At 42.7% G+C, this 21,520-nt stretch carries 17 protein-coding genes and 1 tRNA gene; 8 read left to right on the top strand and 10 right to left on the bottom strand.

All coding sequences use genetic code 11. The features are described from left to right. Positions 1-7 precede the first annotated feature (7 nt). Together groL and F0226_RS20630 are read left to right on the top strand one after the other, a co-directional pair. Positions 8-1,654, top strand: coding sequence for a chaperonin GroEL (groL, locus tag F0226_RS20635; RefSeq protein WP_171737391.1), 1,647 nt, complete (start codon positions 8-10; stop codon positions 1,652-1,654). 288 nt (positions 1,655-1,942) lie between these two features. After that, a complete protein-coding gene (locus tag F0226_RS20630; RefSeq protein WP_171737390.1) occupies positions 1,943-2,500 on the top strand; it encodes a phaC PHA synthase in 558 nt (185 codons plus the stop codon). Positions 2,501-2,626: 126 nt separating this feature from the next. On the opposite strand, the gene F0226_RS20625 is transcribed toward F0226_RS20630, so the two are convergent. Beyond that, positions 2,627-3,115, bottom strand: coding sequence for an MgtC/SapB family protein (locus F0226_RS20625; RefSeq protein ID WP_171737389.1), 489 nt, complete (start codon positions 3,113-3,115; stop codon positions 2,627-2,629). Between the two features lie 335 nt (positions 3,116-3,450). Here F0226_RS20625 and F0226_RS20620 point away from each other — a divergent pair, with 335 nt between their 5' ends. Continuing rightward, the gene (locus F0226_RS20620; protein WP_171737388.1) at positions 3,451-7,323 is read left to right on the top strand and encodes a DUF6701 domain-containing protein; all 3,873 of its coding nucleotides are present in this window, start codon (positions 3,451-3,453) and stop codon (positions 7,321-7,323) included. 82 nt (positions 7,324-7,405) lie between these two features. On the opposite strand, the gene epmB is transcribed toward F0226_RS20620, so the two are convergent. After that, positions 7,406-8,428 carry an EF-P beta-lysylation protein EpmB gene (epmB, locus tag F0226_RS20615; RefSeq protein WP_171737387.1) on the bottom strand — a complete coding sequence of 341 codons (1,023 nt, stop codon included), beginning with the start codon at positions 8,426-8,428 and terminating at the stop codon, positions 7,406-7,408. Between the two features lie 33 nt (positions 8,429-8,461). Here epmB and efp point away from each other — a divergent pair, with 33 nt between their 5' ends. Together efp and F0226_RS20605 are read left to right on the top strand one after the other, a co-directional pair. After that, a complete protein-coding gene (gene efp / locus F0226_RS20610) occupies positions 8,462-9,028 on the top strand; it encodes an elongation factor P (RefSeq protein WP_171737386.1) in 567 nt (188 codons plus the stop codon). A gap of 301 nt (positions 9,029-9,329) precedes the next feature. Further along, positions 9,330-10,733: an SPFH domain-containing protein gene (locus tag F0226_RS20605; RefSeq protein WP_171737385.1), complete on the top strand. Its 1,404-nt coding sequence runs from the start codon at positions 9,330-9,332 to the stop codon at positions 10,731-10,733. Between the two features lie 76 nt (positions 10,734-10,809). Here F0226_RS20605 and frdD read toward each other — a convergent pair whose 3' ends face one another. The 4 genes from frdD to frdA are packed head-to-tail and all read right to left on the bottom strand — an operon-like array spanning position 10,810 to position 14,240. Continuing rightward, the gene (gene frdD, locus F0226_RS20600; protein ID WP_171737384.1) at positions 10,810-11,202 is read right to left on the bottom strand and encodes a fumarate reductase subunit FrdD; all 393 of its coding nucleotides are present in this window, start codon (positions 11,200-11,202) and stop codon (positions 10,810-10,812) included. An 11-nt stretch (positions 11,203-11,213) separates the two neighbouring features. Continuing rightward, on the bottom strand, positions 11,214-11,597 hold the full coding sequence (frdC, locus tag F0226_RS20595; RefSeq protein WP_171737383.1) for a fumarate reductase subunit FrdC: 384 nt from the start codon (positions 11,595-11,597) through the stop codon (positions 11,214-11,216). A gap of 1 nt (position 11,598) precedes the next feature. Next, complete coding sequence (locus tag F0226_RS20590; protein ID WP_137374072.1) at positions 11,599-12,363, bottom strand: succinate dehydrogenase/fumarate reductase iron-sulfur subunit; 765 nt, start codon at positions 12,361-12,363, stop codon at positions 11,599-11,601. Continuing rightward, on the bottom strand, positions 12,363-14,240 hold the full coding sequence (gene frdA / locus F0226_RS20585) for a fumarate reductase (quinol) flavoprotein subunit (RefSeq protein ID WP_171737382.1): 1,878 nt from the start codon (positions 14,238-14,240) through the stop codon (positions 12,363-12,365). The genes F0226_RS20590 and frdA overlap by 1 nt, the downstream gene beginning before the upstream one ends. A 280-nt stretch (positions 14,241-14,520) precedes the next feature. Between frdA and epmA the strand changes: the two genes are divergently transcribed. Continuing rightward, on the top strand, positions 14,521-15,495 hold the full coding sequence (epmA, locus tag F0226_RS20580) for an elongation factor P--(R)-beta-lysine ligase (protein ID WP_171737381.1): 975 nt from the start codon (positions 14,521-14,523) through the stop codon (positions 15,493-15,495). Positions 15,496-15,631: 136 nt separating this feature from the next. Here the strand turns inward: epmA and F0226_RS20575 are convergent, their stop codons facing one another. From F0226_RS20575 to rsgA, 4 genes are all read right to left on the bottom strand, one after another. Further along, a complete protein-coding gene (locus F0226_RS20575; RefSeq protein WP_171737380.1) occupies positions 15,632-16,519 on the bottom strand; it encodes a DMT family transporter in 888 nt (295 codons plus the stop codon). A gap of 140 nt (positions 16,520-16,659) precedes the next feature. After that, complete coding sequence (locus F0226_RS20570) at positions 16,660-18,075, bottom strand: SLC13 family permease (protein WP_171737379.1); 1,416 nt, start codon at positions 18,073-18,075, stop codon at positions 16,660-16,662. Positions 18,076-18,399: 324 nt separating this feature from the next. Then, a complete protein-coding gene (asd, locus tag F0226_RS20565) occupies positions 18,400-19,329 on the bottom strand; it encodes an archaetidylserine decarboxylase (RefSeq protein WP_171737378.1) in 930 nt (309 codons plus the stop codon). Between the two features lie 141 nt (positions 19,330-19,470). Next, positions 19,471-20,526: a small ribosomal subunit biogenesis GTPase RsgA gene (gene rsgA / locus F0226_RS20560; RefSeq protein WP_171737377.1), complete on the bottom strand. Its 1,056-nt coding sequence runs from the start codon at positions 20,524-20,526 to the stop codon at positions 19,471-19,473. A gap of 152 nt (positions 20,527-20,678) precedes the next feature. Between rsgA and orn the strand changes: the two genes are divergently transcribed. Both orn and F0226_RS20550 read left to right on the top strand, forming a co-directional pair. Then, entirely contained in the window at positions 20,679-21,224 is a 546-nt protein-coding gene (orn, locus tag F0226_RS20555; protein ID WP_171737376.1) for an oligoribonuclease, read from the top strand. A 176-nt stretch (positions 21,225-21,400) separates the two neighbouring features. After that, a tRNA-Gly gene (locus F0226_RS20550) sits at positions 21,401-21,476 on the top strand. Positions 21,477-21,520: the final 44 nt, after the last annotated feature.

Genomic DNA, 21,520 nt, shown 5'->3' with positions numbered 1-21,520 from the left:
AATTAAGATGGCTGCTAAAGACGTTAAATTTGGTAATGACGCACGTATTAAAATGCTAGAAGGTGTAAACGTTCTGGCTGACGCTGTAAAAGTAACGCTAGGTCCTAAAGGTCGTAACGTTGTTTTAGATAAATCATTTGGCGCACCAACAATCACTAAAGATGGTGTTTCAGTTGCACGTGAAATCGAACTTGAAGACAAGTTCCAAAACATGGGCGCACAAATGGTTAAAGAAGTAGCTTCGCAAGCGAATGACGCGGCGGGCGACGGAACAACAACAGCAACAGTATTGGCTCAATCTATCATTGCTGAAGGTCTAAAAGCGGTTGCTGCTGGCATGAACCCAATGGATCTTAAGCGCGGCATCGACAAAGCAGTTATTGCTGCAGTTGAAGAGCTAAAGAACCTTTCTGTTCCATGTTCAGATACTAAAGCTATCGCGCAAGTAGGTACTATTTCTGCGAACTCTGATTCAACAGTGGGTAACATCATTGCTGAAGCGATGGAAAAAGTAGGTCGTGATGGCGTTATCACGGTTGAAGAAGGTCAGGCTCTACAAGATGAGCTAGACGTAGTTGAAGGTATGCAGTTCGACCGCGGTTACCTATCTCCTTACTTCATCAACAACCAAGAAGCGGGTTCTGTTGATCTAGAAAGCCCATTCATTCTTCTTATCGACAAGAAAGTTTCGAACATCCGTGAACTTCTTCCGACTCTAGAAGCGGTTGCTAAAGCATCTCGTCCACTTCTAATCATCGCTGAAGATGTAGAAGGCGAAGCACTAGCAACTCTAGTTGTGAACAACATGCGTGGCATCGTTAAAGTGGCGGCTGTTAAAGCGCCTGGTTTCGGTGACCGTCGTAAAGCAATGCTTCAAGACATCGCTATCCTAACTGGCGGTACTGTTATCTCTGAAGAGATCGGTCTAGACCTTGAAAAAGTAACGCTAGAAGACCTAGGTCAAGCTAAGCGCATTACTATCACAAAAGAAAACTCAACTATCATTGATGGTGCGGGTGATGAAGTGATGATCAAAGGTCGTGTTGCTCAAATTCGTCAACAAATCGAAGATGCGACGTCTGACTACGACAAAGAGAAACTTCAAGAGCGCGTAGCTAAACTAGCTGGCGGTGTTGCAGTAATCAAAGTTGGCGCAGCAACTGAAGTTGAGATGAAAGAGAAGAAAGACCGTGTTGAAGATGCACTTCACGCGACTCGCGCTGCCGTTGAAGAAGGTGTGGTTGCTGGTGGTGGTGTTGCACTTATCCGCGCTGCATCTAAAGTTGCTGGCCTTGAAGGCGACAACGAAGAGCAAAACGTAGGTATCCGCGTTGCACTACGTGCAATGGAATCACCAATTCGTCAGATCACAACGAATGCTGGTGATGAAGAGTCTGTTGTTGCTAATAACGTTCGTGCTGGTGAAGGTAACTACGGTTACAACGCAGCTACGGGTGAATACGGCGACATGATCGCAATGGGTATCCTAGATCCAACTAAAGTAACGCGTTCTGCACTTCAGTTCGCAGCATCAGTTGCTGGTCTTATGATCACAACAGAAGCGATGATCACTGATAAGCCACAAGATTCTGGTCCTGCAATGCCTGATATGGGTGGCATGGGCGGTATGGGTGGCATGGGCGGCATGATGTAATCCTCCCATAGGCTAACCATTTATACTGGCTACTTAAATCAAAGCTGACAGTATAGATAAGCTTATATGAATAGAAACCGAAGCAGTGATGCTTCGGTTTTTTTATCTTTATTCATCTAATATTCGTATTTTGTTCTATAAAAAATTGCGCATGCTTGAAACGGTGTTTATATTCAAAAGGCAGTTATGACATTGGTCTAACATGGATGGCTGTTATATAAAGCAAAATAACTATCTGATTGATAATTAAAATATCATCGAATTCAAATAAGTCAGTGGAGACTCCCAATGAAAAAATTACTTTCAGTTCTAGCGATATCTGCCGCAGTAGCAGCACCGGTAGCAATGGCATCTACGCCAGTTATGTTTTCGTCAGTGAATGATTTCAATGCACCGGCAGAAAGTAAAGTGTCAGGTGTGCGTGTCGCTGCACTTCATGGTCAAGTTGATGAAGTGAAAGGGTTGGATCTCGCAATTGTGGGCATGTCTGAAACGCAAAAAACAACAGGTGTAAACCTAGGCTTCTTTGGTGCATCAAAAGTAAACCAAGAAATGACAGGTGCATCACTGGGCTTTTTTAACTGGAATACAGGTAAAACAACGGGTCTTAACCTTGGTGCAGTAAACATTACTAACGATGTACAAGGTGCCAACGTGAGTTTCGTTAACTATTCTGAAGGTGACACTATGGTGGATGTTGGCGCTGCGAATATCTCAGAAGTATCGACAGTTCAGGTTGGTGTATTTAATAAGACGACCAAAATTGAAGGTGTGCAAGTGGGGCTGATTAACTGTGCCGATAACGGCTTTTTCCCTTGTTTCCCTATCATAAACTTTGCGAAGTAATTGATAAGTAAGACTGGTTGGTTATACCAAGCTCAGTTACAAACAGCTCAGACATGTTTCTGGGCTGTTTTTCTATGTGCTTTATATGATGAATAACTTCAAGTGCGACAATGAAACAAGAAAAAATTACTTACTGTTTTTCCCTTTCCTCATCCACTTTTGATGGACGCCTCTACGCAGGCTCTGAAAGCTATTTTCTACTTTATCAACACCGAGCAAGATAGAAAGCATGAGTAAGGTAATCAAAATAGATTGCTGTAAATGATTCAGTGCGATCATCATGCCTAAAGCTGCTAATACCCAAATAATGGCGGCAGAAGTGACACCATGAATCTTCCCATTAAGGGTCATCATCACGCCAGCACCTAAGAAACCGACACCTGTGATTATTTGACCGAGTACGCGAGCTTGATCTAATGAATTAGGGGACAAGCTAATCGCCATGGTTAAAAAGAAGTACGTTCCCATGATGATCAGAATAGATGTTCTGATTCCAACGGGCTTACCTCGGGTCTGCCTTTCAATTCCGATCAAGGCACCACATAACATGCAGGTCGCTACCGCAGCCCAACTGAAAGGGGTTAGATCTAATAATTGTTCAATCGATAGCGGCATGGTCTCCTCCCAAATGAGCCGTTTGCCTTTTGGCATTAGAAAATGGGGAGTATGCAGATATTAGACCTGCCTATCGAACAAAAAATTTTAATCCAGACGATTAAATGACGGTTTTCTCTTTGGGGGCAATTACCACGTTTTAAGCCGTTTCTTTGGTTTATAAGTTTTATTCGCTAGCGGTTTGAGCCTGTCTGTATTGCTTATCAAGAACTGAAATTATATGCCTCCTTGCTTGTTGATAAAGTTCGCAGAGTTAATGTATTTGTTTGATATATTTGTGAAATAATGGGCTAATCTTATTAAAAGCTTAATAGAGAGCCTGAGGCTGATTATTCATGGATTTAGTTACCCGATTATTAACTATATTTTTACTGCTAGTGAGCTTTTCAAGTTGGTCACTCGAGCTTGAATACGGTCGTTATAACGTAAATGCTTATCCACATGCCGATTGTATTGATACCGTTTGTCGAATCACATTTGACGAAACCTATGCTTCAACGCCAGCTGTATTTTTTATGGATACAGTCGGTTTTCAAAATGAAAAAGATGCCCCTTCTGCAATCAGAATATTAACCGTAACCGATACCTACGTTGAGTTTGAACAACAGTACCCACCAAATTCAGGAGCTCCTGCGGATATGGAGCAAGTACCAATGATGGTCATTGATTATTTAGTTATCGAACATGGTGTACATGATTTCGATGGGGTGAAAGTTCTTGTCGGCTCTGTTAATACTGCTCGCTACAGAACTCGAATTAATAACTCTGATTCTACTAATAATAGGAATAATAGGGTCAGAGCATCTTATGCAACTGAATCTTCGAATGAGATACTGTCTTTTTTAAGTACTCCAGCGATCTTACACCAAGTCCAAACGGTGAATAATCCAGATGATTTATGGCTTACCTCTGTTGTTCCTAGAGTCACGAGGACAAATTTTGATATTGCGTTAGAACGATTAGAGATAGATGGTAGAAAGTCTTTAGCGAATCGAGATTACCCACAAAATACTGAAGAGATTGCTTACCTTGCCGCGGTAGGGGAAGGAGAAAGAGATGGCATTAAATTCCAAATCAGAAACCAGCAAACATCTAGCTCAATAAGTTCAAATAACCCAGTCACCCAGGGCTGTGAAACTTATGCAACTTATGATGAGCTTGATGTTGTTCCCGTTATTATAGGAAAGATGAATTCAAGACAAGGTAATAATGGTGCCTTTGTTCGACGATGTCGGCTTGAAACCGCACGCTCAAGTTTTATGGTAGATGAAGACCAAGATGTGGACTCTGAGCGTGGTCATGTCGCAGAGCGAATTGGTTTTATTTTGTTTGAAGTACCGTTTGAGGTGAATCAATGTACTCAGTTTACTGGAGCGGCTCAAACTTGGAGCTCTGATGGTGAAATGGACTTGGGCACTAGTGCCATTATTGAGGGTTCTGTTCCTGATGGTCGCGTGGGATTTGATAATTTGACTCAACCTGATTGGGGCAGCGGAAACCCTAAGTTCTGTGATGGTTATCGATGTGCCACTGACTCGTCATTAAAAGTCCCCCAATACAATTTTGCTTCTTACACTCCGGGTAATGGTGTATTGAACCCTGCCGATGGGGATGTGCTTGTTCCTGGTCAGTACAAAAAAATTAGTATCAAAGGTGGTAGAACGGTCACGTTGAGCAGCGGTGATTATTTTATGGAGGACTTTCTAGTAACCGGAGGAGCAACTCTTCTTGTAAGTGGTGATGTCAGAGTACATTCTCACAAAATAGAGTTGTCAGGAAACTCCTTGGTTAACTACAGCTCTACAGGTGGGGTTGTAACAACGACTCCTAATCAATTGCACTTGATATCTCACGGTATAGACCCAAGCGTCGACTATTTAAATTTGAACAATAATTCTTCGGTAAAGAATGGCGTTTATGTCTCAGGTTCAGCAAAAGCGGCTGCATTTATAATTTCAGAATCACTTATTGATATCAATGGAGGGCAAAGTATCGTTTATGGCGCTGCTGCTTCATTATATTTGAAAATGTATGGAAGTGGGGAGTTACTCGGTGACATTTCCAGCTGTAATGAAGTGTCAGTACAAGAAATGCTTATTAGCCCTACTACAGCTTCAGAAATTATTGATAGTGCAGTTGCCGTAACTTTTTCCATCGTGGATAGTGAAGGAGCAGTAGATAGTTCAGTCTATGGCAACCTTAACCTTACTCACACTGGTGGTTCAGATGTTTGCTGGAAATCTTCGGAGGCTGGTGCTTGTATTTCAGATTCATCATCTCTACCCATTTCAGCAGGTATTGTTACTTATTATTTATATTCAAGCGTTGAAGTTGATGTAAACATTACTGCTACTTGGGTTGAAAAGGACACTGTGACTGCCGGTGCTGGGGCTTATTCTTTTGTTAATAACGGCTATATCTTTGAGCCAAACCCTTTAATTATGATTGCTGGGCAAGATACGATCGCCACGATTAAAGCCGTAGACAGTAGTGGGAATGTCATTACTGACTATGACGGAGCGAAAGTTTTATCGATAAGTGAAACTTCAAAGATAGCCCCCTCCACAGGAACGTATGACGCAACACTATTAACTAAAAATGTAACGTTTATAGCTGGAGAAGCGCAAGTAACCGTTAATTATGTCGATGCGGGGCAAGTAAGCCTTTCGATACAAGAGGCTAGCGATGGGTTTAAGGGAGACATGCTTGTCTATTCAAGACCTCATACCTTTGCAATTTGTAATATCACCTCTACAGGGTTGAATGCTGGTTATAAAGGTAAAACGACTTCAGGTAATGGTTTTGCCAAGGCGGGTGAATCATTTAGCGTGACGATTAAACCCGTGACTTGGCTAGGCACTGCTATTTCTGGCGATAGCTCCGGAGACGGAAACAGTGATGTTGTTACAAATGAACTATGTTCCCAAAGCACAACTCCGAATTATTACACTGATGGAGCCTTGTTTGCTGGGGTTAACATATCTCATGCGTTGGATACTCCATCAGGAGGTCAACCCGGTAATTTAACTGGTGAAGCAACTTATAGCTTTGCTAATACAGGGCAGGCAAAAGATGGTCTTATTATTAATGGTTTGAGCTGGAGCGAGGTGGGTAGCTTATGGCTTCAAGCCGATTATTCTGGCTATATATTAGGTGCAGTCGAGCAAGGTGTTGCGGCTATTGGGCGTTTTTACCCAGATCACTTTTCACTAAAATCGGGTGTGGTAAGTGAAGGGCAATCTGACTTCACTTATATGCTCCAAGGCTATAGCGCTGCATTTGAAGTTGAGGCTCAAAATACAGCAGGAACAGTGACTCAAAACTATGACTCCTTTGCTTATGATATTTTCAATGCGAGCAACAACAACCGCATGACAATACAGCTTAAAGCTATCGATGCGAGTCAAACGTCACCTACAGAAAATGATCTTACTAGCCGCATTGATATGAGTTCTATATCAACTGGTTGGGAATCTGATTGGTCTAGTGGCACGTTAGGTATTAGCGCTTCTACTTTGATATTCAATAAAATAGAAACATCATCGTCGCCGTTAAAAACGACACCTGATGGACCTTATCGAGTTCAAATGGGATTGGAAGTAAACTCAGGAAGTATAGATTGTGCCACGATAGGCTGCACCTATTTTGATAGCACCGACGCTTATCGAAATGACGGCTCAGGCGATAAAGATATTAGAACTTTGCCAGAAGAGTTGGATATGCGATACGGCCGAATGCGTATATCGAATGTTGGTGGAAACACAGCTTCTGAATTGCCGGTTCCGCTAACGGTTGAATATTGGGATAGCAGTCGCTTTGTAGCGAATACACTAGACGATGATAGCGCGTTTAATGGCGCTAATTATTGCAGGACTAGTATTTGGTCGGATGGCGGAGCATCGCCCGTAAGCTTCTCTTCTGGGCAAAAGACTGTAGCCAATGGTTTTAGCAGCGATTTAATGGCTCAGCAAAACCAAGTTGATGATGCAGCACGGGAACAAGTTAAATTATGGCTGCGTATTGGTGAGGCACCGACTACATTCGAAAACGGACAAACTTGTGAAGGTTCCGAGGCTGGTGAGGAGTTGGAATACTTACATTACAATTGGGATGGGCGTGGGGATGAAAACCCAACAGCAGTTGTAACATTTGGTATATACAGAGGTAATGATAGGGTCATCTTCCGTGGTGAACCGGGCATGTACTAAAACATTTTCTCCATGTAATAAATAAGTATTAATTCTTATTTTCGCTGTGCCTTTTTAGTGGCACAGCAAGTTCCCCATTAACTCACTCTAAGTGTAGGTCGAGCGGCGTTTTACTGGTTCTCCCTCCAATCTCTCTGGCTAGTTTAGGCACTAAGTAGCCAGAGACGTTTTCAATCAACCCCGAAAATAATTGCTTCGCTTCCGAGTCTGGAATATAGAAATGCGCCGCACCTTGAACTTTATCTAACACATGCATGTAGTAAGGGAGCACTCCAGCAGAAAAAAGGCTTTCGCTAAGATCTGTCAGTGCTTCAACCGAATTGTTTATCCCTTTAAGCATCACCCCTTGGTTTAGAATAATCGCACCGCTTTGTTTGAGCTTAGATAATGCAGCTTTTAGTTCATGGTCGATTTCATTCGCATGGTTAATATGCGTAACAAATACAACTTGAAGGCGAGTGCTTTCTAATGTCTCACAAAGTTCAGCCGTTATTCTTGCTGGTATCACAACGGGTAACCGGCTATGGATACGTAATGTTTTGATATGAGGAACCGATTCTATAGCACTGACTAACCAAGCCAATTCGATGTCTTTTGCCATAAGAGGGTCCCCACCAGATAAGATGACCTCATTGATTTCTGGATGCTCAGAAAAATATTGAATACTGTCTTTCCAAACTGATTTAGAGCCTTTGTTGTCTTGATAGGGAAAGTGCCTACGGAAGCAATATCGGCAGTTAATCGCGCAGCCCCCTTTTACTATCATCAGTGCCCGGTTCTTATATTTATGCAAAAGCCCAGGCAGCGCATTATCTTGTTCTTCGAGTGGATCGGCTGAATAGCCCTCGTGTACTTCAAACTCTTCACTTAATGGTAGGACTTGGCGCAACAGTGGGTCATGAGGGTTGCCTTTCTCCATCCTCTCAACAAAACTTAGCGGAACTCGTAAAGCAAATAAGTTACGAGCGGCAAAACCTTGCTCCCATGGTGTTGGGTCAATTTCCAATGCTTTAAGCAGTTTTGTCGGGTCTGAGATCGCATTCGATAGTTGTTTGAGCCAGTTTTGCTCAACAGATTCGACTTTTCGGGTTATGATATGCGGCATTGAAATTAACTCAAAGATGTGGAAGAGAAAATCATGGCGTCAGTAAGCACCAATGAATTCAAGGGCGGTTTAAAATTCATGTTAGATAACGAGCCTTGCTCAATTATCGACAACGAATACGTTAAGCCAGGTAAAGGCCAAGCGTTTAACCGTGTAAAACTTCGTAAACTGCTGTCAGGCAAAGTGTTAGAGAAAACATTCAAGTCAGGCGAAAGCTTTGAACTTGCCGATGTTGTTGACGTTGAACTAGGCTACCTATATAGCGATGGCGAATTCTATCACTTCATGAACAACGAAACATTTGAGCAAATTGCAGCAGACGTAAAAGCAGTCGCTGATTCAGCTAAATGGCTTGTTGAAAATGACGTTTGCACAGTAACACTGTGGAATGATAACCCTATCACAGTAACTCCGCCAAACTTTGTTGAGATCGCTGTAACTGAGACAGATCCTGGTCTTAAGGGTGACACTCAAGGTACTGGTGGTAAACCAGCAACTCTAGCAACTGGCGCGGTTGTACGCGTACCTCTATTCATCGCTATCGGTGAAGTTGTGAAAGTTGACACTCGTACTGGCGAATACGTTGGTCGTGTTAAGTAATCAATTCGATTACAACAGGTAGCAATTAAAGCTTTTGTAGAAACTATTTCTTCAAGGTTATGGTTTATAAAGGTTTTGTTGTTAAAAAAGAAAGGTCACTTTGGTGGCCTTTTTTTGTTTTTGTCCTTTTTCTCAGTTTTGAAATTCAATATATCTATTTGTGTGATATTCGGCTAAATCTTATAAATTCAATGAATCTTTCGAATATTCCGTAATGTAATTATTTGTTACATTACCTGTGTTGGCGGTGCATTTTACCTATTCGATTTAACGACATCGTTCAACATAAAGGAAAAATATAATGGAAAATAGAAGCTTAGGACAAAGCCTTAAAGTCGATGAAAGACGTCAATTGCTACACCGTGGTTTAAAATTTGCAGTATTTGGAGTGCCGCTTTTGGCTCTCGGGCTTACCATTAACAGTTCAGTGTTAATGACAGATGCTGGTTATAGCTATGTTCACCAAAACAATATGACGGGTGAACTGGATGTATTCACGGAACCTGGTATTCACTTTCGCATGCCATTTTTATCAAAAATCACTCAGTATGATCAGGTGATCACGGTATCTTTTGGTAATAACATGGGAGAGGATTTTTACCAGAGGCTAGACCCAGTACAAGTTCGTTTTGCGGATACGTATATTGGAAAAATCCCAGTCACATTCAGATTTAAGCTCAGTAATGACCCTGAAGCCGTGAAAAAAATGCACCGTGAGTTCCGTAATAACAGTAACTTGATCGATGCTTTATTAGTAAAGAATGCGCGTAATGTGACCGTTATTACTGCGACTCAATATACTGGCGAAGAATTCTTCCAAGGTGGTTTGAACCAGTTCAAATCTAAATTGGGAGACCAATTACGTGAAGGTATTTATTCGACAGAGCGCCGTCAGGTTGAAATTGAACAAATTGATTTAGCGCCCGTCGGAATACAGCAATCGAATGGTAATAAGCTAGAGAAAACTAAGCAGTTAGTGTGGAAAACGGTACCTATTACGGATAAGTCAGGTCATACGATTAGGCAAGAAAATCCGCTTCAGCAATATGGTATTCAAGTGACACAAGTAACTATTGGAGATCCTCAGCCAGAAAAGCAACTTGATCAGTTACTTGCGGATAAAAAGCGTTTGGTTGCCGATCGTATTCGGGCAATCCAAGAGCAAGAAACGTCTAAAGCTCAAGCTGAAACTGAACAGTTACGTAAAGAGATCCAACGAACTCGTGAGGTTCAAGATGCTCAACGTCAAAAAGAGCTAGCCATTATCTCTCAACAAAAAGACGTAGCGGTTGCTCGTCATATCGCAGAGCGTGAGATTGTTGAAGTCGAGAAGACGAAACATTTGGCTGAAGTTGAGAAAGAGAAAGAATTAGCAATGGCTGAAGCAAATTTGGCGATTCAAAAAGCGAATGCGTTATCTGCGGAATTTGAAGCCAAAGCTATCATTGCGAAAGGTCGCGCCGAAGCGACGATCTTGAAAGAAAAATATGCTGCACTGGGGGCGAACCGAGAGGTATACCTTGCAGAGCTAAACCGTGATGTGGCGAATGCTTTGTATAACAACCTGCAAAACTTCAAAGTTGAAATGCCACAGAATTACGTAGGTGGAAGCAGTGATGGAGCTTTGAAAAGTAACCTTGATGTGATTACGGCTTTTGGCGCATTAGGTGTGATGGATCAAACTCAGAAAATCACGAAGCAATAACTTAATATTTGCTCATAAATAGAAAGGCTGACGATATTTCGTCAGCCTTTTTTATTCGTGCTTGTACTGAGTGCTATTAAATCATGAAGATGAAAATAATAGACAGCGCGCTAATTAACCCTGCAAAGAAGTAACAGCCTACTTTCCCAGCGACACCTGCATGGATCTTTAAGTCATGCATACCATGATGTAGACGGTGCATTGCATGCCACATAGGCAGTGCTAACGTGCCGATAATGAATAGCGCGCCAATAATGCTGGTGGCAAATTCAGACACACGCTCATAGCTCATTGCATCAGCATCAATGATTCCCATGGGAACCAAAATACCCAAGACTAAAATAGTGATAGGCGTGATCATGGCAAACCATGTACCACCTGCACCGAATAGACCCCACCAGATTGGTTCGTCTGAACGTTGAGGGTGCTTATTCACCGTATTACGGTCAACTTTGTAAGTACTGTTCATCAAATCGTCTCCTACACCACAACCAGAACAACAAGAGAGATAAACGCGACTGCTGCCCATTGGGTCAGTACGATGATTCGTTTATCTACTAATTTGCCTTTCAATCGAATCGGCATTACTTGCGGCATCATGCTAAAAAAGGTTTGAGCATGAAGTAGGCTACCAGCAAGGGCAACAATGTTAATGCCCACCACTAATGGGTTTGCCATGAAAGATAGCCATCCTTGCCAAGCTTCTGGTCCTTTCACTAAGCACCCTAAACCAAAGGTTAGGAAGATAGTGAATAAGATCAAAGGCAAGACAGTGGCTTCTCGTAGCATGTAGAAGCGGTAAAACGAATGATTACTCCACCACGTTCTTTTCATCTCACGAACATAAGGTTTACGATTGCTCATCTTACGCTTCCTCCGCCGATTTAACTGGTTTACCGTCTGGCTTAAACATTGAGATTACGAAGTCCATAGAAGAAGCGACTTTACCTTGGTTTACTGCGGCTGCTGGATCTACCTTTTTAGGGCAAACGTCAGAACAGTAACCAACAAACGTACAGCCCCAAGCGCCATTCTCACCGTTGATCAATTCCATACGCTCAGCTTGACCGTTATCACGGCTATCTAAGTTGTATCGGTGAGCAAGAGTAAGAGCCGCAGGGCCAATAAATTCAGGGTTTAGACCGAATTGAGGACACGCTGCGTAGCAAAGACCACAGTTGATGCAACCTGCGAACTGCTTGTATTTTGCCATTTGCTCTGGCGTTTGGATGTTCGTGCCGTCTTCTGGTGTACGATCATTACCAATGATGTAGGGTTTGATAGCTTCTAAGCGCTCAATGAATGGCGTCATATCGACAATCAAATCTTTCTCAATTGGGAAGTTCGATAGAGGCTCAATTTTTAAGCCATCAGGGTAGTCACGTAAGAAACTCTTACAGGCTAGTTTTGGCACGCCGTTGACCATGATGCCGCATGAGCCACAGATAGCCATTCGGCAAGACCAGCGGTAAGACAAATCTTTATCTAGGTTATCTTTGATGTAACCAATCGCGTCTAAGACTGACATCGTTTCATCAAATGGAATCTCAAACCCTTGAAGGTGAGGTTCTGCGTCTTTTTCTGGATCGTAACGCAGAATGTCTACTTTTTGGATACGGTTTGCTGACATTATGCTTTCTCCTCTTCGCTCATCTCATCTTTCTTCGCACTTTCGGCAGCAGATTTTTCAGCTTCTGCAGCTTCTGCAGCTTTCTCGGCTGCAGCAGCTTTTTCAGCGGCTTCACCATACAAACGAGCTTTCGGTTGAGATTTAGTAATCTTCACGCCGCTGTAATCAATCGTCGGTGCAGAATCTTCTTTGTAGAAAGAAAGAGAGTGTTTAAGGAAGTTCACATCATCACGTTCAGTGCAGTTATCGTCTAAACGTTGGTGTGCGCCGCGAGATTCTTTACGAAGAATCGCTGAGTGCACCATCGCCTCTGCCACTTCTAGGCCGTAGCCCACTTCGATAGCGTAAAGTAGGTCAGTGTTGAACACTTTACCTTTGTCTTTGATGCTGATTTTTTTGTAGCGTGCTTTCAGTTCAGTGATCTTGTCGATGGTTGCTTGCATCAAGTCTTCTTGACGGTAGATGCCACAACCCGCTTCCATGGTGTGACCCATTTCAGTACGGATATCAGACCAATTTTCATCGCCTTCTTGATTCATCAAACCTGCAATGCGCTCTTCAACAGCTTTGATTTGTTGTGCAATAGCGTCTTCATTCCAGCCTTTGAATTCGGCGGCACGTTTCACGGCTTCTTCACCTGCAACGCGACCAAATACAACAAACTCAGCCAGTGAATTAGAGCCTAGGCGGTTTGCGCCGTGCAGACCAACAGAAGCACATTCGCCAACGGCAAACAGACCTTTAATGCGAGTTTCACAAGTCCCGTTAGTTTCAATACCACCCATGGTGTAGTGAACCGTTGGACGAATTGGGATTGGTTCTTTTGCCGGATCTACGTTTACGTAAGCTTTTGCCAGTTCACAAATGAAAGGCAGACGCTCTTGTAGGTATTCTTCACCAAGGTGGCGAAGATCTAAGTGGACGACATCACCAAGAGGGTGCTTGATGGTGTTGCCTTTTTGTTGTTCATGCCAGAACGCTTGTGACACTTTGTCACGAGGTCCTAGTTCCATGTATTTGTTTTTTGGTTCGCCGACAGGAGTTTCAGGACCCATGCCGTAATCTTGCAAGTAACGGTAGCCGTTCTTGTTAACGATAATACCGCCTTCACCACGACAACCTTCGGTCATTAAAATCCCTGTACCAGGAAGACCTGTTGGGTGGTACTGGACGAACTCCATGTCACGCAGAGGTACACCATGACGATAAGCCATTGCCATACCGTCGCCAGTTACAATGCCGCCGTTAGTGTTGCAGTGATAAACACGACCTGCACCACCTGTTGCAAGAACAACAGATTTTGCTTTGATAGTAACAAGCTCACCTTCAGACATATGAATAGCGATAAGACCTTGGATTTCACCGTCTTCGCCGTTCTCATCTTTTTCAACAATGAGGTCAACCACAAAGTACTCATCAAATCGTTTGATTTGGTCGTACTTCATCGAAGTCTGGAACAGAGTATGAAGCATATGGAAGCCGGTTTTATCCGCTGCAAACCACGTTCTTTCTACTTTCATGCCGCCGAATCGACGTACGTTAACTTCCCCGTTTTCTTTACGACTCCATGGGCAACCCCATTGCTCCATTTGGATCATTTCGCGAGTCGAGTTTTCAACAAAGTATTCAACAACATCCTGTTCACATAGCCAATCACCACCGCCAACGGTATCGTTGAAGTGGTTATCTAAGCTATCTTCGTCCTTGATTACTGCTGCTGAACCGCCCTCGGCTGCAACAGTGTGCGAGCGCATTGGGTAAACTTTAGAAATAAGGGCTACTTCTAAATCAGGGTTAGCTTCAGCCGCTGCAATAGCAGTACGAAGACCGGCGCCGCCTGCGCCGATGACTGCGATATCTGTGGTGATTACCTTCACAGTTATCCTCCAGTGTGTGATGCGGAATTTTCCGCTTGTTATTATAAAAGTCTTTATGCTCTTAATTTCGAGTTATCAAAACCATGCGCATAAGCCTTAAGTGGTAGGGTTAGTTTAAGAGAGGATAGGTTTTCAAAAGTTGATGTATTTAGGTTTTTGCTTCAGTAGTGCATGTAAGGGCATATTTATTCCTCTATGTGTGATTGTAATCACGTACAACTTTGGATTTATTCTCTAGCGCGGTAGAATTCGCATAACTTCTATTTATGTGTTACTTAATATGAATAATCCGACCTGGATGCCAGCAGCATCAACACGACAATTACAGCAACGTGCAGAACTCATTCGACAGATTCGAGAGTTCTTTTTTGAGCGAAAAGTCATGGAAGTGGATACTCCTGCCATGAGCCATGCGACGGTCACTGACGTTCATTTACATACGTTCAAAACGGAGTTTGTCGGTCCCGGTTATGCTGGTGGTCAGAAGCTATTTTTCATGACTAGCCCCGAGTTTCACATGAAGCGATTGCTGGCGTCGGGTAGTGGTTGTATCTATCAGATTTGTAAGTCTTTTCGTAACGAAGAAAATGGTCGTTATCACAACCCTGAATTCACTATGTTGGAGTGGTATCGCGTTGGTTTTAATCATCATGACTTGATGGATGAAATGGATGTGCTCTTACAGCAAGTTTTGAAGTGTGACAGTGCCCAGCGTATGACGTATCAACAAGCTTTCATTGATGTACTTGGTGTATGCCCTTTAGAAGCGTCTATGGATGAATTAAAGCAAGTGGCTGGGCCATTAGGGCTTAGTGACATAGCTGATCCTGAACAAGATAGAGATACATTGTTGCAGCTGCTTTTTAGTATTGGGGTCGAACCTAAGATTGGTCAGGTTGTTCCTGCGTTTGTCTTCGATTTCCCAGCTTCGCAAGCGGCTTTAGCTAAAATAAACGCTCATGACTCGCGTGTTGCTGATCGTTTTGAGGTCTATTTTAAAGGCATCGAATTAGCTAACGGTTTCCATGAATTGGACAACCCACAAGAACAGCTTAAGCGTTTTGAAGAAGACAATGTGAAACGGTTAGAAATGGGATTAGCAGCTCAGCCAATCGATCATCATTTGATCGAGGCGCTCAAAGCGGGTTTACCTGAATGTGCAGGGGTAGCGTTAGGCATTGATCGCTTAATCATGCTGGCGTTGGGATACGATCATATTGATGATGTCACGGCTTTCCCTTTTCCTAGATCATAATGATTCAGCTCATTAGCTCATTATTCCTATTGTGACTTTTGAGTAACTAATCTTATTCAAGCAGGCAATGGCAGTCTGCTTTAGTGTGTTCATCATTACCTTTCAACCCTAATTCTACTCTCACTCTCACTCTCATTTATTGAACCAGAATACCGGTTCCTACTACTGCGACTATTGCGCCTAACCAGGCATAGATATTAGGTCTTTGTTTGGTGTAGTACCAAAGAATAGGCAGCAGCATAATAGGGGTGGTGGAGGAGAGTAACGCAACCATTCCCACGTTTCCTTTTTGCAATGCATACAAAATCAAAGTCATACCTACAGCCATTGCTAAGAATCCGTTGATGGCCGTAATACCAAATATTTGTCTATTCATTGGTTTAATAGGAAGTGAGAGCTTCGCCCCTGTTAAACGGAAAAGGGAATGTGCAATAAACGCAGTGATCATTCGAATAGCAGATGCGGCAATAGGGTCAATGTCAGTCAGCATTACGGGTTTTGCAATTATCCCACCAAGCGCTTGGCAAAGTGCTGCTAGGATTCCTAGACCAACGCCGATCCAAATTTTCCCTTTAATATCTTCTAGCTGATTTTGAGTTTGCCCTTTACGACCAAAGAATATCGCGGTTAATACACCACTGAATACCAAGGCTGAGCCGATTAGCTCCATGCCTGTCATGCTTTCACTAAAAAGGAAGTAGCCTAATATGGCAGAGAAGACGGCATGACAAGAAAATAGCAGACCAGCTTGTCTTGGTCCCATTCGATTCAAACAAGCGAATAGAGCGGTGTCACCAATGAATATACCAATCAAACCAGACAGCATCATGGGAGTCACAAGGGCGCTCTCAACGGTTAACCACCCACCAGAGAACCAAGCCATTGTGGATAATATGACGGCGGTGCAGCCCATGCGCCAGCGGCTATAGGCAAATGAACCTAGGTGTTGAGCAGGTTTGACAGATAACAGGCTTGCGATAGCCCAAAGAAATGCAGCAGCAAGTGCCAGCCATTCAAATCCCATTTGAAAGAGCGTCCGTGAGGGGAAAGTAGTGCTCCAATATGCACTAAACCACCGTAAGAACAAAGTGAGAATTGCTCTTAAAGTGGTTTAGTTAATCAAAGAACTCAGTAGCCTGCTGCTTAAATCGCAGTGTTTGAGCTCTAAGTCAATATGAACAGTGCAAGGTAGACAATTCCAAGACCCACAAGCCCTAAGATTACCCCCATTTTTGCCATGTCTTTACTTTCAATAAGACCCGTTGAATAGGCTAAGGAGTTCGGTGGTGTTGAAACTGGAAGGATCATACCAAGCGAAGCTGAGAATGCGACAACAACCAGCAACCCTTGTAGCCCACCAATCGCAACTAAGCTTTCCATTGATGCACCAATCGCAGCTGCAATCGGCATTAATAAGTTTGCTGTTGCTGTATTCGACATAAAGTTCGCCATTAACCAACATACAATAGACAGAGTCAGAACAACGGAAGTTGGGGATAAGGATTCATAATCAATAGCGTGCGCGAGTGCGACCGCAAGCCCGGTTTTATCTAAACCGATACCAATGGCAATACCACCTGCGACTAACCAAAGCACATCCCAGTTAATCATTTTTAGCTCTTCCTTGCCCATGATACCCGTCAGGGTAAAGACCGCTAATGGGATGATGGAAACCACGTAGGTATTCATGCCATGCAGTTTTGTGGTCATCCATAAAATAATGGTAAGGGCAAAGGTGGCGTATACAACGATAGCGCGCCAGCTTTTCTTAAATTTCCCGTCTAGCTTTAAAATCATATTTTTCTGCTGAGAAGGGAAGAACTTCTGAAGCAGGAACCAGGCAATTGTGAGTTGGATGATCACAAATGGTAGCCCCATCATCATCCAAGATAAGAAATCGATACTGTTCTCACCTGTGAGGTACTGCAAAGCAATGGCGTTAGGTGGTGTGCCGATTGGCGTAGCAATACCACCAGTATTGGCTGCAATAGGAATACACAGTACCAATGCTTTGATACCAATATCACCTTTGGGTGCAGAGGCGACAATCGGTCCTAATAACGCCAGCATCATGACAGTGGTAGCGGTATTAGACATGAACATTGAAAATACAGCTGTGATTAGCATTAAACCAAGCATGATAAAGCGAGGTTGAGTACCAAATGGTTTGAGCAATACTCGCGCTAGGTTGTTATCCAGTTCGTATTTTGAGGCAGCGATCGCTAAGGCAAAACCACCCATAAAAAGAATGATGATAGGCGAAGAAAAAGCACCAAAAATATCGGTGTATTTGATTAATTCACCTAGATCGTGCCCAGTTGGTGGGTTTCGAAATAGGTGCAAGCCTTTATCTGAGATCATGACTAACTCAAGGGCAATGATCAAAATGGAAGTGGCGAATACTGGTACTGGCTCAAGTACCCATAGCAATGCTGCGAGTAAAAATATAGCCAACAAACGATGTTGAATTAAGGTCAAATTCTCAATTGGTATGGAGTCTATTGGCATAAATAGCACACCAAGAGGGATAGAGAAGCAAATCAATAGCTTAATTAAAACGCCAATATCGAGCTTAGGCATGTCACTGAGACCTTATGAAGAAAACAACTTCAATTAGAGTAAGTTATCTCAGAGTTAGGTACTTGGATAAGCGTTATAAAAAATGAAACTCGTTTAATAATTCGTCAGGTGTTTTGTTTTTAGTCAATCTTTTAAGTTGGAAGGCGTGTTTGCTTAAGTCTAAATCGAAGTTTGAGTTGAAATGGGGGAGCTGAAATTGATATTCCGCTTAACTTTTGAATTTTGCGTATAAAAAAGGCGAGTTATGAAAAACTCGCCTTTTGTGTATCTTTAAAATAACGATTCAGCCCAGATAGCTTTAGAACGCCATGAAAGCATGCTGTTTTACTCAGCTGACTGAATGTCTTTGCTTTCTTCTTTTGATTCTTCTGCAGCTTCAGTCTGTTTTTCTTGACTAATAATGTTGTGCGCAAAAGGCGTCCCTAATACTGTTTTTTCGCCATTGACCATAGTCTCATCAAACTTGATTGAGTCTTTAGCAAATAGGTTAATAACAGTTGAACCAAGTTTAAAGCGTCCCATCTCTTCACCCTTTTTCAGGATGATCGCGTTATTGCCTTCAGCTGGGTAATCCCACTTATAAACACTGTTCCCACGAGGTGGTGTAATCGTGCCAGCCCATACTTGCTCAATGCTGCCAACAATCGTTGCGCCAACTAGAACTTGAGCCATCGGACCAAACTCAGTATCAAAAATACATACTACACGTTCGTTACGAGCAAATAAGTTCGGTACATTTTCAGCTGTTAATGGGTTTACTGAGAACAGGTCACCAGGAACATAAATCATCTGACGAAGTGTACCGTCACATGGCATATGTACACGATGGTAATCACTCGGAGATAGGTAAAGAGTTGCGAATTCACCATCTGCAAACTCTTCGGCTAGTGCAGCGTCGCCACCTAGAAGTTCGCGAGCTGAGTAATCATGACCTTTAGCTTGAATCAGTTGACCATCAGTAATTGGACCAAATTGGCTTACGCGAGCATCCGCTGGATGAACAATAACTGAATCACCTTCAGCGATAGGGCGCATGCCTTCTTTGAGTTCACGTACAAAGAATTCATTGAATGTTTTAAAGTGTTTAGGATCGCTGTGCAGCGCTTCATCCATGTTTACTTTGTATTGTTTAATGAACCAGTTAATGATTGCTGTGGTTAAACCGCCCGCTTTTGCAGAAGCTAGTTTACCGACTAGGCGAGTCAGTCCGTGTTGTGGAATCCAGTATTGCAATCCAACTTTAATCTTATCCATTGTATTAATTTTCCGATGCTGTTTGTTTTTGATGCTAATCGTTTTTAATGCAAACGAATTAATGACGATTTAGGGCGCGAGATGTTACTTAAAATCGCGCAACTTGTCAGTAAATGCACATATTTGTTCACAAGAATGCGATTATAGATCCGCTTTCTTACTTCGTGAGTACTGACGGTTATCTTTGTTGTCAGCCATTGTTTCAATAATGCGATGGTAGCTAGCAAAACGTAAGCGGCTAATTTTACCGTCTTCAACGGCTTCACGTAGAAGACATCCCGGATCGTCATTGTGCTTACAGTCGCGAAATTTACAACCACCTAGGTATGGCTTGAATTCAATGAAAGCGTCAGTGATTTCGTCGGGTTCTAGATGCCATAGACCGAATTCACGCACCCCAGGAGAATCGATCAGATCGCCGCCTGAAGGGAAGTGATACAAACGTGCTGCCGTGGTGGTGTGTTGCCCCAACCCTGAGTTTTCAGAAACAGCGCCTTCTTCTATGTCTAATGTTGGCATAAGTGCATTCACTAGACTGGATTTGCCCACGCCAGATTGACCAACGAAAATGTTAATGCGATCTTTCAGTTCAGCTTCCAGTTCAGTGATGCCGTAGCCAGACTCTTTACTCACGAACATCACTTTATAGCCGATTTTTTCGTACACTTTCAGCGTTTCGCGGTATTCGCTAATCTGTTGTTCTGTCAGCAAGTCGACTTTATTGAGCACAACTAAAGGTGCAATATTCACCGTTTCAGAGGCGATCAAGTAGCGGTCGATGATATTAAGTGATAGTTCCGGTAGCACAGCTGAAACGATAACCATTTGGTCAACGTTCGCCGCTACAGGTTTTAAACCGTCGTAGTAATCAGGGCGAGTTAGCATTGAAGTACGAGGTTCAACCGCTTCGACAACACCAGAAATACCTGCCATCGACTCAAGCCCAGCACGCCAGATTACCTTGTCCCCAGAGACTAATGTTTCAATGCTACGACGTAAGTTACATCGATGAACTTCATTCGTTTCTAGATCTTCGATATCGGCATGTTGGCCAAATCGAGTGATAACAAGACCACTTTTAGTACCGCCAAGCATATTCTCATCCCACTGGATGGAATCTTCTTTCTTGAGACGTTTGTTCTGGTTGCTGCGTACGCGTCGTACCTGACCTTTGGTTAACTTTTTCTTTTTAGCCACAATTTTCCACTTAACACATCTAAATTGATGATAGGGGACTCAAACAAGCTGTTAATTAGTGCGACTGCATTTCAGTTGCTCTAAACCTAGTTTGAGTATACTTATTTGGGTATAGTACCTCTTTTATACGTAAACAAATAGGCAACTCCCTTATGTCCTTTAGTGATCAGAACCTTATTTGGGTTGATCTTGAGATGACAGGTCTTGATCCTGAAACTCATAAAATTATTGAAATTGCTTCTATCGTTACAGATAGCGAGCTTAATATTCTCGCCGAAGGACCGGTACTTGCCATCCATCAGTCTGATGAAGAGCTGGATAAAATGGATGAATGGTGTACTACTACTCACACTGGGAGTGGCTTAGTTAAGCGTATAAAGGCAAGTACAGTCACAGAACAAGATGCCATTGACCAAACGATTGAATTTTTGGAAAAGTGGGTACCGAAGGGCAAATCCCCAATTTGTGGAAATAGCATAGGGCAAGACCGTCGTTTTCTATACAAGCACATGCCTGAATTAGAGCAGTATTTCCATTATCGCTACATTGATGTGAGTACTTTGAAAGAACTTACTCGCCGTTGGAAACCTGAAGTTCTTGATGGTTTTTCTAAATCTGGAAGCCATTTAGCCTTAGATGACATCCGTGAATCTATCGCAGAATTACAGTATTACCGCAAAACTATCATCAACATCTAATCTGTTAGAGAACAAAACCATTTGAATGAATGGCAAAGAGCATATTGACAGTGCTCTTTTTTGTGTGCTTTTTCAGCAAGTAATGAAAATTTTTCATATTTTTGCATTAAGGACTTGCATCACAAAAAAATGCTCTTATAATTCGCAGCCCTGAACGGCGAAAGACGTTCATGATTGCGATACTAGCTCAGTTGGTAGAGCGCAACCTTGCCAAGGTTGAGGTCATCGGTTCGAACCCGATGTATCGCTCCAATTTCTTTCTTAGGATTGATGTTGGGAATATAGAGTCATTAACT

Origin of the sequence: Vibrio sp. 99-70-13A1 (assembly GCF_013114625.1) — a bacterium.
In the GTDB taxonomy this organism is placed as follows: Bacteria; Pseudomonadota; Gammaproteobacteria; order Enterobacterales; family Vibrionaceae; genus Vibrio.
Note: the sequence above shows the minus strand (reverse complement) of the source record. Positions and strands in the feature narration are given on the sequence as shown.